The 13,793-nt window shown below is 43.2% G+C and carries 11 protein-coding genes; 9 read left to right on the forward strand and 2 right to left on the reverse strand.

Annotated features, from left to right (window positions below; translation table 11 throughout):
- Positions 1 to 23: 23 nt before the first annotated feature.
- Entirely contained in the window at positions 24 to 830 is an 807-nt protein-coding gene (locus tag HOO90_RS10895; RefSeq protein WP_292842971.1) for a pyruvate, water dikinase regulatory protein, read from the reverse strand.
- 13 nt (positions 831 to 843) lie between these two features.
- Complete coding sequence (gene ppsA, locus HOO90_RS10900) at positions 844 to 3,216, reverse strand: phosphoenolpyruvate synthase (RefSeq protein ID WP_292842973.1); 2,373 nt, start codon at positions 3,214 to 3,216, stop codon at positions 844 to 846.
- A gap of 257 nt (positions 3,217 to 3,473) precedes the next feature.
- On the opposite strand from ppsA, the gene HOO90_RS10905 reads away from it, so the two are divergent.
- The 9 genes from HOO90_RS10905 (at position 3,474) to HOO90_RS10945 (ending at position 13,641) form a co-directional block, all read left to right on the forward strand.
- Positions 3,474 to 4,496, forward strand: a complete 1,023-nt coding sequence (locus HOO90_RS10905; protein WP_292842975.1) for a beta-ribofuranosylaminobenzene 5'-phosphate synthase family protein — start codon at positions 3,474 to 3,476, stop codon at positions 4,494 to 4,496.
- 45 nt (positions 4,497 to 4,541) lie between these two features.
- The gene (locus HOO90_RS10910) at positions 4,542 to 5,447 is read left to right on the forward strand and encodes an NAD(P)-dependent methylenetetrahydromethanopterin dehydrogenase (protein WP_292842977.1); all 906 of its coding nucleotides are present in this window, start codon (positions 4,542 to 4,544) and stop codon (positions 5,445 to 5,447) included.
- Entirely contained in the window at positions 5,440 to 6,567 is a 1,128-nt protein-coding gene (locus HOO90_RS10915) for an ATP-grasp domain-containing protein (RefSeq protein WP_292842978.1), read from the forward strand. The genes HOO90_RS10910 and HOO90_RS10915 overlap by 8 nt, the downstream gene beginning before the upstream one ends.
- Positions 6,568 to 7,548 carry a methenyltetrahydromethanopterin cyclohydrolase gene (gene mch / locus HOO90_RS10920; RefSeq protein WP_292842979.1) on the forward strand — a complete coding sequence of 327 codons (981 nt, stop codon included), beginning with the start codon at positions 6,568 to 6,570 and terminating at the stop codon, positions 7,546 to 7,548. It begins immediately after the preceding gene.
- Positions 7,549 to 7,582: 34 nt separating this feature from the next.
- A complete protein-coding gene (locus HOO90_RS10925; protein WP_292842980.1) occupies positions 7,583 to 8,497 on the forward strand; it encodes a RimK family alpha-L-glutamate ligase in 915 nt (304 codons plus the stop codon).
- Positions 8,494 to 9,348 carry a triphosphoribosyl-dephospho-CoA synthase gene (locus HOO90_RS10930; protein WP_292842982.1) on the forward strand — a complete coding sequence of 285 codons (855 nt, stop codon included), beginning with the start codon at positions 8,494 to 8,496 and terminating at the stop codon, positions 9,346 to 9,348. Before HOO90_RS10925 ends, HOO90_RS10930 begins: the two co-directional genes overlap by 4 nt.
- Positions 9,349 to 9,512: 164 nt before the next feature.
- Positions 9,513 to 10,220: a response regulator transcription factor gene (locus HOO90_RS10935; RefSeq protein ID WP_292842984.1), complete on the forward strand. Its 708-nt coding sequence runs from the start codon at positions 9,513 to 9,515 to the stop codon at positions 10,218 to 10,220.
- A gap of 57 nt (positions 10,221 to 10,277) precedes the next feature.
- Positions 10,278 to 11,639: a FecR domain-containing protein gene (locus HOO90_RS10940; RefSeq protein ID WP_292842986.1), complete on the forward strand. Its 1,362-nt coding sequence runs from the start codon at positions 10,278 to 10,280 to the stop codon at positions 11,637 to 11,639.
- Positions 11,640 to 11,679: 40 nt separating this feature from the next.
- Complete coding sequence (locus HOO90_RS10945; protein WP_292842988.1) at positions 11,680 to 13,641, forward strand: CHASE2 and HATPase_c domain-containing protein; 1,962 nt, start codon at positions 11,680 to 11,682, stop codon at positions 13,639 to 13,641.
- Positions 13,642 to 13,793: the final 152 nt, after the last annotated feature.

The raw sequence follows: 13,793 nt of genomic DNA on the forward strand, positions 1-13,793 counted from the left end.
CAGTAATAGACTTGCCAGAACTATCAGGCTGTTTTACGTGTTTTTTCCATAATAATCGCCGACAATTCTTCCACAGAGCGACTAGTGGAATCCGCCCAAGTAATGCCAGCGTTTCTCATTAGGGTTTCCGCCGTTGCAATTTCTTGACGGCAATTTTCGATAGAGGCATAAAAACTACCCGATCTGCGCTCGTTGCGGACGGCATGCAGGCGTTCTGGCTTAATCGTGAGACCAAATATTTTATCTAAGTGCTTATGCAATATAGCGGGTAAAGACCCGCGTTCAAAATCTTCTGGGATCAATGGGTAATTAGCCGCCTTGATGCCGAACTGCATGGCCAGATAAACGCTGGTGGGCGTTTTTCCACAACGTGAAACACCGATTAGTATGACGTCCGCTTCCTCTAGTCCTGAGTTGGTCATGCCGTCATCATGATTTAAGGTAAAGTTAACGGCTTCCATACGGTCGTTATATTTACTGCCCATTACGCTGTGTGCAATACCCGCGCCTCGAAGTGGTTTTTGGTCCAATTCCAAGCTTAATGGGTCAATAAAAGTATTGAACAAATCAATGAAATAGGCGTTTGATTCCTTTAGGGTACTTCTTAGTTCCAGGTTACCTAGCGTCATAATGACAACGGGCCTGCCACCATCTTCGACTGCGGCATTTAGAATCGCCTCTTGGGCCAGTTTGATTTTGTCTAGCGTGTCTGTGAAAGGTAGTCGAACCTGAGTAAACTGTGTGCCTGGAAAATGTTCCAGCAGTTTACCCAAGGCGCCAGCGGTAATGCCAGTACCATCTGAGATGAAAAAAACGGTACGTTTTAGCATCACAATTTACCTTCTATTTTTTAGTGAGTCGTTGCCATGTAGCAACTACTGTATCAGGGTTAAGTGATATTGATTGTATGCCTTCAGCGACTAACCACTCAGCAAAATCTGGGTGGTCGGAAGGGCCTTGACCACAAATCCCCACGTATTTTCCTAAGCGGTTACAGGTGCTAATCGCCAGTTTAAGCAACACTTTCACTGCGTCATTTCGTTCGTCAAAACCGTCTGCCAAGATGCCAGAATCACGGTCCATACCCAATGTGAGTTGGGTAAGGTCGTTGGAGCCGATTGAGAATCCATCAAAATATTGAAGGAACTGTTCAGCCAGCAATGCGTTAGAAGGAATTTCGCACATCATGATGAGCCGTAATCCATTTTGTCCGCGTTTCAGGCCATTGGCTGCCATGATGTCGGTTACTGCTTTAGCTTCATCTAAGGTGCGTACGAATGGAATCATTAGCTCGACGTTGGTAAGGCCCATTTCGTCACGTACTTTTTTCATGGCTGTACATTCCATGGCAAAACACTCTTTAAAATCTTCTGCCATATAACGTGCAGCGCCACGGAAGCCAATCATTGGATTTTCTTCATCTGGCTCGTAAATTTCGCCACCGATCAGTTTTTTATACTCATTGGATTTAAAGTCAGAAGTACGCACAATCACTGGTTTTGGGTAGAATGCCGCGGCAATAGTTGCCACACCTTCAGCAACTTTATCAATGTAGAATTGTTTGGGTGATGCATAGCCACGCGCACGGTTTTTAATGACTGTTTGAATGGCAGTTGGCATGGCGTCAGCGTTTAAAATCGCTTTCGGGTGAATGCCGACCATGTTATTAATCACAAACTCTAAACGTGCTAGGCCAACACCGTCATTAGGTGTTTTGGCAAAGCCAAACGCCATGTCTGGATTGCCCACGTTCATCATAATCTTACATGGTGCAGGGGATAGGGTAGCTTGTGCTTGAGTACTAACATCATATTCAATCGCACCGTGATACACAAAACCTGATTCGCCTTCCGCACAGGATACGGTCACAATTTCACCTTCACGCAATACATCGGTGGCATTGACTGCACCGACAATCGCTGGAATGCCTAGTTCGCGCGCGATAATAGCCGCGTGACAAGTACGGCCACCACGGTTAGTGACCAAAGCAGAGGCGCGTTTCATTACTGGCTCCCAGTTTGGATCTGTCATGTCTGCTACCAGCACATCCCCTGGTTGCACCAAATGCATTTCTGCGGGGTCGAGTACGATGCGTACTGGACCCACGCCTACTTTTTGTGTCACGGCACGACCCACTACCAACGGTTTTTCGCTATGCTTGTTAAGTTTGAAAGTTTCAGTAACGTTGTTGAGCGTTTCTTGTGATTTCACTGTTTCTGGACGGGCTTGTAAAATGTAAAGTTTGTTATCTACGCCATTTTTGCCCCATTCGATATCCATCGGACAGCCATAGTGTGCCTCAATAGTGGTAGCGTAACGCGCTAATTCCAATACATCGGCATCGGAAAGTGAGTAACGGTCACTGTCAGCGGTATCAACGTCAACGGTGTGCGTACTTTTGCCCGCACGAGTAGCATCGCTAAATATCATTTTAATGAGCTTAGAACCCATGGTGCGACGCACAATAGAAGGTTTTCCTAGCGCCAACGTTGGTTTATGTACATAAAATTCATCAGGATTTACCGCACCTTGCACTACAGTCTCTCCCAAACCGTAACTTGATGTGATGAAAACAACATCTTTAAAGCCTGATTCGGTATCAATGGTGAACATCACGCCAGCACAGCCAATATCACTGCGTACCATTTGTTGCACGCCAGCAGAAAGTGCTACATCAGCGTGAACAAAACCTTTGTGCACTCGGTAGGAAATTGCACGGTCGTTATATAAAGAAGCAAATACTTCTTTAATCGCATGCAGAATATTGTCTAAGCCCTGAATGTTTAAAAAGGATTCTTGTTGACCAGCAAATGAGGCGTCTGGCAAATCTTCTGCTGTGGCTGATGAACGTACGGCAAAAGTTGCGCCGTTACCTGATTTGGCCGTTAGCAATTTATAGTTTTCTTCAATCGCCTGATTTAGGGCGGCTGGAAAAGGCGCATTCATAATCCACTCACGCACTTGTTTGCCACAGATGGCGAGTGCTTGCGTATCATCTACATTCAGCGCATCCAGCGTCGCATTAATTTTAACGTCCAAGCCGTTTTGAGCTAAAAACTCACGATAGGCGTCTGCTGTGGTTGCAAATCCTGTGGGTACACGTACGCCCTTTGCAGAGAGTTGCGAAATCATCTCCCCTAATGAAGCGTTTTTACCGCCAACTGAAGGTACGTCTATGTTTCTGAGATTTTCAAATGGAATAACGTGGGCTGACATGATAGTTCCTTAGATGTTAGTGCAGGGAGTTAATTTTGATTTAACATTTAGTTTACATTTTGCCTAAATAACGTGGCGCTGTCACCTGAAAATAAGCGCTTTTGACTAAAAAATGTGTATGTATAGGCTTAACATATGAAAAGTCTTTGCTGTCAGCTAAAATGTATTCAGAATCTTAAAAATAGCAATATGCCGTTTAGAATAGCAATAAGCGAAAAATATTAATAAGCAAAGATAAAATAATCGATACAAAACTTATGGCAAAAGAAATCACTACAGAAGTTACAGTAAAAAGTACCGCGCGTTTGCACATGGGTTTTTTTGATTTGCATGGTGGACTAGGACGAAAATTTGGCAGTATTGGTTTAAGTCTTACATCTCCTAGTCTTGATATTACCGTTAGCGCTTCCAAAGAGTTGAGGGTTAGCGGCCTGCATATTTCGCCTGTGCTAGGTATTGCGAAAAAACTCATCGCCGAAATTAAATTAAATCAAGCCGTAAATGTTAATGTTAAGCAACTTATACCCGAACATTCTGGCTTGGGTTCAGGAACGCAGCTAGCCCTAGCAATTGGTGCTGCAATTAACCGTTTATATGGTTTAAACTTAAGTGTAGATCAAATAGCTGAATTGTCGGGTCGTGGTGGTCGCTCCGGCATAGGTATTGGCGCTTTCAAATTTGGTGGCTTATTGATTGATGGTGGGAGAAAGTCAAATACACTTAGTACCTCGCCTGTAAATGCCCAGTCATTAGCGACATCAATCACTTCTTCATTAAAAGTGCCGCCGTTATTGGCGCGCTATGATTTTCCTGAAGACTGGCGTATTTTATTGATATTTGATAATAGTCAGCTAGGGATTCATGGGGATGAAGAATTGGTAGCGTTTAAACAACTACCCGTATTTTCTGAAAATTTAGCGGCACATTTGTGCCGATCTGTATTGATGCAAGCTATGCCAGCCTTGCTTGAGCATGATTTAACTGCATTTGGTGGCAGTGTTCGATTACTGCAAGAGCATATTGGCGATTACTTTGCCCCTGCACAAGGTGGACGCTATGCGAGTAAAAAAGTTGGGGCTGTGTTACAAGACCTAGAAGCATCGGGTGTTGCTTGCTTTGGCCAGAGTTCTTGGGGTCCGACTGGTTTTGCTGTATTTGAAAATTTGCAAATAGCGGAGAGTTATTTGCAGCAACTGAAAATTACTTTTGTAGAATCAAATTTAACTTGGGCGATTTGCTCGGCAAATAACCGTGGCGCAGAAATATTACAAATAAATTAATGCGGTTATAAATTTTTTTTTTAACGTTTTATCGAGACATCAATTATGGAAAAAGTCAGCATTTTGCATTTATTTACAGCCGCAAAAAACGCCAGTCCGTTTGATGTAAACATGGCTTATGACGCGGGTTTTGACAAAATTATGCCTTATACAGCGACTGGCCTGAATGAAGTGGCTGGATTGACACAGGATGCTATTTTTTCACGTAGTCCTTCTGGGATTAAGCGTGAGGCTTTATTTATTGGCGGGCGTGATATCGATTTGGCGATGGACATGCTCGATGTGGCAAAAAGGGCGATGTTTCCTCCGTTTCAAATTTCGGCTTTCGCAGACCCTTCAGGTGCATTTACTACGGCAGCGGCGATGGTGGCTAAAGTTGAATTCCATCTTAAAAAGCACTTTCAAACGAACCTTGACGGTAAAAAAATTGCGGTATTTGGTGCGACTGGTCCAGTTGGCGGCTGTGCAGCGGTAATTGCCGCGCATTTAGGTGCAAAAGTGACGCTGGTTGGGCATAAAAGTTTGGATGATGTAAGCAAAAAGGCTGAAAACTACAATCAGCGTTATGACACACAAATTGGCTTTGCGGACGGTTCAAATGATGCCGCAAAGCAAGGCTTATTGCACGATGTTGATGTTGCGTTATGTGCCGCCGCTGCAGGAGTTCGTGTAATTAGCCTGGCTCAGATTAAGCAATCAAGCTCATTAAAGATTATTGCCGATGTCAATGCCGTTGCACCAACCGGAGCTGACGGAGTTGATGTGATGGCTGATGGCGTAGCGATTGAAGGTTTGAGTGTTGTTGGTATTGGTGCGCTGGCAATTGGTAACCTAAAGTATTCCACACAACATCATTTGTTGAAACAGATGCTTGCATCTGAAAAGCCCTGTTATTTAGAGTTTATGGCTGCATTTGAAATGGCGCGAAGTTTGAACCAAACACGTGCCTAACAAGCTTATCATTGCCGCTCATTCTGTGCGTGCTTACGCACAAGCTGCAAACGTATGTGGGTATAAGGTTGTTACGCTGGATGCCTTTGCCGATGCCGATACGCGTCGCTTTGCCGCACAGTTTTTTCAGATTCAGTTTGATAAGCAAGGCGTAGATGCAAATGATTTTAAACGTGTTTTCTCAAAAATCGATCTAAATGAGGTTCAAGGCTTTTTATACGGCAGTTTATTTGACGCCCAGCCTGACTTGCTTGCTTGGGTTGCCGCGCGCGTTCCTCTAGTAGGGAACACGCCTGAAACTCTGCAAAAATCCAAAAGTGTTGATTTCTTTAAACTGTTGAATGATCTGGCTATTCCACATCCTTTGACGCACTTTGAGCGCTTGGATTGCATTGCAGAATATAACGAGCTCTGGTTATCTAAAAGACTTGGAGGGACGGGAGGCACGCATGTTCGGCAGGCCACGCAAGCGAGAACGGGTGACTATTATCAGCTTAAAGTCGCCGGTGAGCCCGTTTCATTATTGTTTGTAGCCGATGGGGTATGTGCGCAAGCCATTGGTTTTAATCGGCAATTAGTCGCGCCAACAATGGACTTGCCTTATCGGTTTGCTGGAGCAGTCAGCAACTTAATTTTACCGAAAGCCGCACAACAATCGTTCATGCATACGGCACAGCAACTGACAACCGCCTTTGGTTTGCGCGGCATCAATAGCCTAGATGCAATTCTTCATGGTGAAACTTTGTGGATTCTAGAGTTGAACCCGCGCCTAAGTGCTACATTCAATTTATATTCCAATTTGCTACCCGTACATATTCAAGGCTGTTCAGGCGTGTTGTCTGAATTGCCAGATAACCCTTTAGCTAAGGCTGAACTTATAATCTTTGCCGATGAAGATTTGACGGTTCCCGCAAATTTTGATTGGCCTAACTGGGTTGCAGATATTCCGTATGTTAAAACTGCGACGTCTGGTGTTAATATTTCACTCAATGTACCCATTTGCTCTGTTTTGGCAGAGGCGGAAACTGCCGACTTGGCGCATCAGCTAGTAATTCAAAGAGCGGAAGTACTTAAAAGAAAGTTGCTAAAAGAAGAAATGGCTAGAAAAGGAAATGAATAGATGACTCAAAAAACAATAGACCAAAACTTAACGCTGCCTAGTGTTAATCAGCAAGCTAATTTATTAGTGGCAGAATTAGTGACAAATGCAGACGCGTTGCGACTGGGTCTATTCAAACATGAATCAGGCTGTACTATCGTTGATGCCGGCTTGCAATATGCAGGAAGTGCAGAAGCGGGGCGCTTGATAGCGGAAATTTGCTTGGGTGGCTTGGGCGAGGTAAAACTTCAAGCAGACAAACGTTTTGCTGGTTTTTCGGAAGCCATCGAGGTGAAGTCTGCTCAGCCAGTATTGGCCTGCCTAGCAAGCCAGTATGCAGGCTGGGCCTTGAGTCATGAAAAATTCTTTTCTTTAGGTTCTGGGCCTGCACGCGCATTAGCACAGCGTGAGGAGTTGTTCAAAGAGCTTGCTTATACCGACAAGGCAGAGAGTACTTGCATTGTGCTGGAAACGGACAAGATTCCACCAGTGGAAGTCATTGAGAAAATCGTTCGTGATACAAAAATTGCAGCGGGAAAACTCACCGTTATTTTGACACCAACGACTAGCATTGCTGGCGTGGTGCAAATCGTTGGCCGTGTATTAGAAGTTGCGCTTCATAAAGCGCATGCCATTCATTTTCCTTTAGACAATATCATCAGTGGTTCTGGTGTGGCAGTTTTACCGCCAGTATCTAAAGACTTTATGACAGCCATGGGGCGTACAAATGATGCGATTCTGTTTGGTGGCGAGGTTAGCTTGCAGGTGCGTTGTGATGACACGGCTGCCGCTGAACTTGCTGCCAATTTACCAAGCAGTTCTTCTAAAGATTACGGTAAAACTTTTGCGCAGGTTTTTAAATTCTACAACATGGATTTTTATAAGATTGATGCCATGCTGTTTAGCCCAGCTAAAGTCACAGTAACAAACTTACAGACGGGCAATGTTTTTACGGGCGGACAATTGAACGCAGACTTAATTGCTCTATCATTTGCTAATTAGCATTCGCGGATTAGTGTTTAAGTAGCGAGTTGTTTTGAAAATCCCTATATTTACTGATGACCCAGGTTGGCATGGTGCTCGGCTAAAAGAAGCTTTTGCTAATCACGGCATCGATGCAGTTTTTGTTTCCTTACAAGACTGCATTATTAATCTTTATGGCTCTAAGCCAAATTCTGCTTCTCCTACTATCCAAATCCCGCATTTTGATACCTTGCCGCCCGCAGTTTTTGTGCGAGGCATTTCTGGCGGGACTATGCAGCAAGTGACTACACGCTTGAATGTGCTGCACATACTGTCGATGCTCAATGTTAAAATTTATAACGATGTAAAAGCGATTGAACGCACAGTTGATAAGGCGATGACCAGCTTTTTGTTGCAGAAAAATGGTGTTTCTACACCCGCCACTTGGGTAAGCGAGTCTAGAACTCAAGTTGAGCAATTACGTCAAATAGCCAAACAACAAAATCAAACTTTAGTGTTAAAGCCCTTGTTTGGTTCACAAGGTTTGGGGGTGCGTAAATTATTGGCAGACCAAGTCTTACCTGTGCCCATGCAACAATTTGTTGATGGTGTTTACTATTTTCAGCAACTCATTGAAACAGCGAATGCGCCACATGATTATCGAGTGTTTGTGATTGCAGGCAAAGTGGTTGCCGCGATGAAGCGAGTCGGCAGTAGCTGGGTGAATAATGTGGCGGCTGGAGGGCGTTGTGAAAGTGTAAATCTCGATGCGAATCAAACGTTGATTTCGCTTGCCTTGCAAGCGGCTGCCGCGGTTGATATTAATTACTGCGGCGTGGATATTATTCAAGCTAACACCGGTGAATATTTCGTGCTCGAAGTCAATAGTATCCCCGCTTGGAAAGGCTTGCAAAGTGTGGCTCAAGTCGACATTTCCGCGTTATTGGTAAATGATTTTTTGAAGAATGTGCGTTTGGATATTCAGTGACCGAACTGCAAATCTCGCAAGCCTATCATCATGCCTGCATGTCAGAACTACGGGCATTAAAGCCAGGTAACGTGCATGTGTTTGCCGATGGTCATGGCATGACGATACATGATTTTATAAAAAGTGCAGATGCTTCAGCCGCCGTCATTGCTCAGCCTGGTTTAACTATAGGCGAGCGTGTATTCAACGCTGTTGAGGCTTCACGTAATGCCGTAGGTGTGAATACTAATTTAGGCATCATTTTGCTCTGTGCACCCATGATAGAGGCCGCTTTAAATGGGCAATCAAATCTTACTTTTCAAGAAAACTTGAAAAGCGCATTAAATGCGCTTTCAGTGCAAGATGCGAGTCTTACGGCACAGGCGATTGTATTGGCTAATCCTGCAGGTCTGGGTGAAGTAAGTAAGTACGATGTGCATCAGCAGCCTAATGTCACCTTGCTTGAGATGATGACTATGGCAAAAGAGCGAGATTTTATTGCAAGCCAATATGCAAATAATTTTTCCGATGTTCTTGAATTCGGCCGGCTACGTTATCGTGAAGGTTTAGCAAAATGGCAACACGCTAATAATCGCGGGCAAAACCAGACTTGGGCAACCACGGGCCTTTATCTGAGTTATTTGGCACGTCAGCTTGATACACACGTTGTCCGAAAATATGGCGAACCTTTAGCTAAACAACTTATGCAGGAAGCACGCGAGATTGAAGTCAGTTATTGGGCGACTGAAAATCCTAAGTTAATGCAAAAACAACTATTAGCGTGGGATGCTTCACTTAAACAGCGTAAAATCAACCCTGGAACAAGTGCGGATTTAACGGTAGCAACGTTATTGGCTGACTTTTTTGAGTAAAATAGTGAGAAATTTTGATTAAATATTGGCCTTAGTTATGCTTTTGGGTATATTGTGTCGAATGTAAATTAATGTTACTTTTAGATGATAATCTAGTGATATCAATAGTTTGGATATCTTTTGGTATTAAAAGTAAGAACAAAATATTTTGGAATATTTAGACAATGTCAAACGTAGGTAAAAAACAAAAAATTGCTTTTTTAGAAGACGATTTAGCTTACGCCGAAGCGATTCTGGAATGGTTGATAGAGGCTAATTTTGAAGTCGATCACTTTGTGACTGGCTTAGATTTTTTACGTAAGTTTCCGAATTCACAATACGACCTATGCATCTTTGACTGGACACTGCCTGATATGGATGGCCCCGATGTTATGGTGAGCATTAAACTCAGATCGAATAAATTGCCGCCGATTATCTTTTTAACGGGCAAAAGTGAAGAAGATGACATTGTACGGGTCATTGAATCTGGTGCAGACGATTACATCGTTAAACCTGCAAGTCGTCAGATGATTATGGCTAGAATTAATGCGCTATTGAGAAGAAGCGCACCTGATTTTGCGGAGGCGACTGTTGGTGAATTTGGAGGCTTAAAAATTGACACAAAACAACGTCATGTGCTGTTGGAGGGTGAAGAAGTTAAGTTGACTGATAAAGAGTTGGATTTGGCTTGGTATTTTTTAAAGAATATCGGCGTGCTATTATCTAGAACCCATTTGATGCAAGTGGTTTGGGGCTCGACGGCTGACATTGAAACGCGCAAAGTCGATGTACATGTCAGTCATTTGCGTACCAAACTAAAGCTAACCCCAGAGTTTGGCTGGAAACTTTCCTCCATTTACCAGCAAGGTTATCGTTTAGAAAGAGCTGAGTAGTCGTCAATGAAATCAACCTCTTTAAAAAATCTAGCTTTAAACGATTGGGCTTTAAATATGACATTAAGCTACTTTGGTTTGATGTTACTTCTTATTAGCTTCGGTTCAATCGCAGATGTTGTAAAACCAGAAACTATCAATTCGTCAGCAAAGCTTAATTTGGAAGAGGTGTGGTTATACAAAGTTAGTCTTAAAGATTCTTATGAAACGATTTTTAAAAAATATTTAACTAAACGTGCGCATATTGTAGCGTTGGCAAAATATAACCAGCATCCGCTCGCTAAAAAATTGCAACCAGGCCAAATCATTCATATTCCAGTTGAATTCTTAAAAAAAATACCAACCAGTGCGCAAGTTTTGCTGGTGTATGGTGATGTTGTCGCAGCGGGTGTTTCTACAAATGGTGCGCGTAAACTTAATAAAGGTGATTTATTAGGGCAGGGCGAGGGGCTGCAAACTGGCAAAAATAGTCTTGCGAAATTACTCTTTGCCGATGGCTCTAATTTAGATATTCAACCAAATTCTAATTTAAGTATTCAGGCCAGTTATCAATACGTAGGCAAGGAAACCTATGTGACGCATTTGAAATTGGTGAAAGGGCGCACGGAGGTTGTTGCAAATCCAGAACATGCAGTTGGCAATAGTCTGAAGATAGAAACACCTTCAGCGGTTGCTGCCGTGCGTGGAACGCAATTCCGAGTGGGTGCTGAAAGCGATTTTGCGCTACAAGAAACGTTAGAGGGTAAGGTAGCGTTTAGCGCAGCTGAGAACGGCTTAGTTCAAGAAATATTAATTGTAAAAGGTTATGGGAGTGTGGCGGAAAAAGGTAAAGCACCTTCGCCGCCGATTCAATTGCCCGCTGCGCCAGATGTAAGCAAACTGCCTAAATTGCTAGAAAATAACCCTGTAGAGTTAAGTATTCCACTTCAGCAGGGTGTTGCTGCTGTGGTAAGTCAGCTGGCCTCAGATGCGGCGTTTACAAAAAACTTGCAAGAACAAACCAGTCAGTCTGGAAAATTAACTTTTGCGGATTTGGCGGATGGTTTGTATTACTTAAAGGTAAGGGCTCAAGACCAACATGGCTTGCAGGGCATTGATGCAATTCATGCATTTGAGGTGAAAGTTCGGTTGCCTGTGCCGCCAGAGCCAATATTTGAATTGTTAGAGCCGCTTAATGGCGGGGTGATTCCTCTGGCGCCTACGGAGTTTGTTTGGACGCCAGTCTCTGGGGCGAATAGTTATTTACTGCAAATTGCGCGTGACTCGAATTTTGAGGATATTTTGTATGAACTGCAATCTTTTGAAAGTAGACTATCATTCAAGCATTCATTTGGCCGTGGTGAATATTTTTGGCGTGTCGCGGTCATTTCTGAAGGTAAGCCGCAAAAATTTTCTAACGTCAGAAGTTTTTCACGTTAAAAACTGTGGCATTATTTTTTAAATTGCAATAACCGACAGTGTGTATTTCAAGCTTCGCCAGTTAAGTGACCGTGTTTTTACCGCCATAATACTGACATTGATTGCCGTATTATTGACATATAACGGCTTACTTATTCGATTTGACAATCTTCATTACGATTTAGGGCGCTATTTAACTTTTAAGCCCGCGCCAGCCGATATAGTGATTGTGGCGATTGATGAGGCGAGTCTGGAGAGTATTGGACGTTGGCCTTGGTCACGCATTGTGCATGCTGATTTGGTGAATAAACTCAAGCAAGAGCAGGCGCGAGTCATCGGTTTAGATATTATTTTTTCCGAGCCAGAACTGAGTAATTCAGAAGCTGATGGCGTGCTGGATGAAGCAATTAAGCAAGCCGGCAATGTGGTGCTGCCAATTTTATTTGAACAGCCTTACAAAGGTTCTCCCATCAAACAAAGCGACCCCTTGGCAGCCTATGCAGGGCATGCTGCGGCGCTTGGTAGTGTACATGTGCCATTAGATGCCGATGGTATCGCGCGTAGCATTAATTTGTGGGAAGGATTGGGTGCGGCCCGTTTGCCACATTTCTCGCAGGCGGTATTACAGGCGGCTAAACAATTGCCCCCTGGTATTGCTTTATTCCCCACAAATAAATCAAATGTATCTTCTAGTGATTTGATTGCGCTAGACGCCAGAAAAGTTAAATTTCTAGGGCCGCCCAATCATTTTCAGCGAATATCTTATATCAAGGCGTTGAGTGGAGAATATCCGTTACATTTTTTTAAAGACAAAATCGTACTGGTAGGGGCAACTGCGGTTGGGTTGGGTGATGTTTTGCCCACACCGGTGTCCGCTTATTTGCAACCGATGCCAGGAGTGGAGTTCCATGCAAACGCCATCGAGGCGATGAGAAATTCTGGGTTAATTATAGATGCGCCGTTTTGGCTAACTTGCATACTAAGCATGATTTTAGCTGTGATCCCCTTACTTTTTTTACCAAAATTAAGTCCTTTAAAATCGCTAGTTGCCATTATTTTTTATTATTTTATTGTGATGGCAAGCGCAGTAGCTCTACCTCAGTTGTTTAATTTATGGATACCGCCAGCGGGTGCGCTGATTGCTATTTTATTGGCATACCCGATTTGGAGTTGGCGTAAGCTCGAATCTGCCCAGCTTTACTTAGAAACGGCCTTGCAAAGTCTACATGCGGATTTGGCCTTATTAGGTGTAAATAAGGATGATTTGGAATATGCCGATGACAAAGATTTGATGCGTTCTCGTATTTCAAATGTACGGCTGGCGTCAAAACATTTACACGATTTGCATAGCGAACGGCGCGATACGCTTTCGTTTATTTCACATGATTTGCGAGCGCCGTTGGGAGCGGCAATCATGTTGTTAAATGAGAAAGAAGCCAATAAAAACTTGCCTCGCATTTCCAATATGCTGAATAAGTCATTGGCAATGGCTGATAATTTTTTACAATCTTCTCGTGCAGAAATGGCGAATGCGGCTAAATTTCAAGTGTTGGATTTGGCAAGCTTACTTCAGCAGTCTTTAGATGACACCTACGCGATGTCTAAAACAAAAGAAATCAGTTTTAAGACCGAAATTTCTACTGATAATCTATGGATAAAAGGCGATTTTGGCTTATTGCAACGTGCTGTAACCAATGTGCTAATGAATGCTGTGAAGTATTCACCAGTTGAAGGTGTGATAGAGGTTGGTTTGCAGGAAAGTAATAATGAAGCAATATTAACAATTACGGATGCTGGGCCTGGTATTGAGCCTGAAAAAATTGCAAAAATATTTCACCGTTTTAGTCGTGCGGAAGGAAAAAATCAGGCCTCAGAAGGGACAGGATTGGGCTTGTATTTTGTAGACGTTACTATTAGAAAACATGGTGGTACTGTTAAGGCAGAAAGTGAGCTGGGTCAAGGATCAAAATTTACGCTGGCGTTTCCGTTAGAAATTCAATCCAATGAAGCGAATTTTCCTTAAATAGCCGCAGTAATGAACAGGAATAACAAGCTTGGATAACGACAGTCTGCAAATTATCGGATATAATGTTGCACTAGATTTTATATAAGACTTTTCAATAAGGCTTCAGGCGTTTCAAGTTTATTTTGGTTGAATGTTCAGCTAAATGGTTT

It is taken from the genome of Methylotenera sp., from assembly GCF_013141425.1.
In the GTDB taxonomy this organism is placed as follows: Bacteria; Pseudomonadota; Gammaproteobacteria; order Burkholderiales; family Methylophilaceae; genus Methylotenera.

Excerpts from the sequence above, each read along its gene's own strand:
- mch (WP_292842979.1), top strand. The coding sequence starts at position 6,568 with ATGACTCAAAAAACAATAGACCAAAACTTAACGCTGCCTAGTGTTAAT.
- HOO90_RS10905 (WP_292842975.1), top strand. The coding sequence starts at position 3,474 with ATGGCAAAAGAAATCACTACAGAAGTTACAGTAAAAAGTACCGCGCGT.
- HOO90_RS10895 (WP_292842971.1), bottom strand. The coding sequence starts at position 830 with ATGCTAAAACGTACCGTTTTTTTCATCTCAGATGGTACTGGCATTACC.
- HOO90_RS10910 (WP_292842977.1), top strand. The coding sequence starts at position 4,542 with ATGGAAAAAGTCAGCATTTTGCATTTATTTACAGCCGCAAAAAACGCC.
- HOO90_RS10940 (WP_292842986.1), top strand. The coding sequence starts at position 10,278 with ATGACATTAAGCTACTTTGGTTTGATGTTACTTCTTATTAGCTTCGGT.
- HOO90_RS10935 (WP_292842984.1), top strand. The coding sequence starts at position 9,513 with ATGTCAAACGTAGGTAAAAAACAAAAAATTGCTTTTTTAGAAGACGAT.
- ppsA (WP_292842973.1), bottom strand. The coding sequence starts at position 3,216 with ATGTCAGCCCACGTTATTCCATTTGAAAATCTCAGAAACATAGACGTA.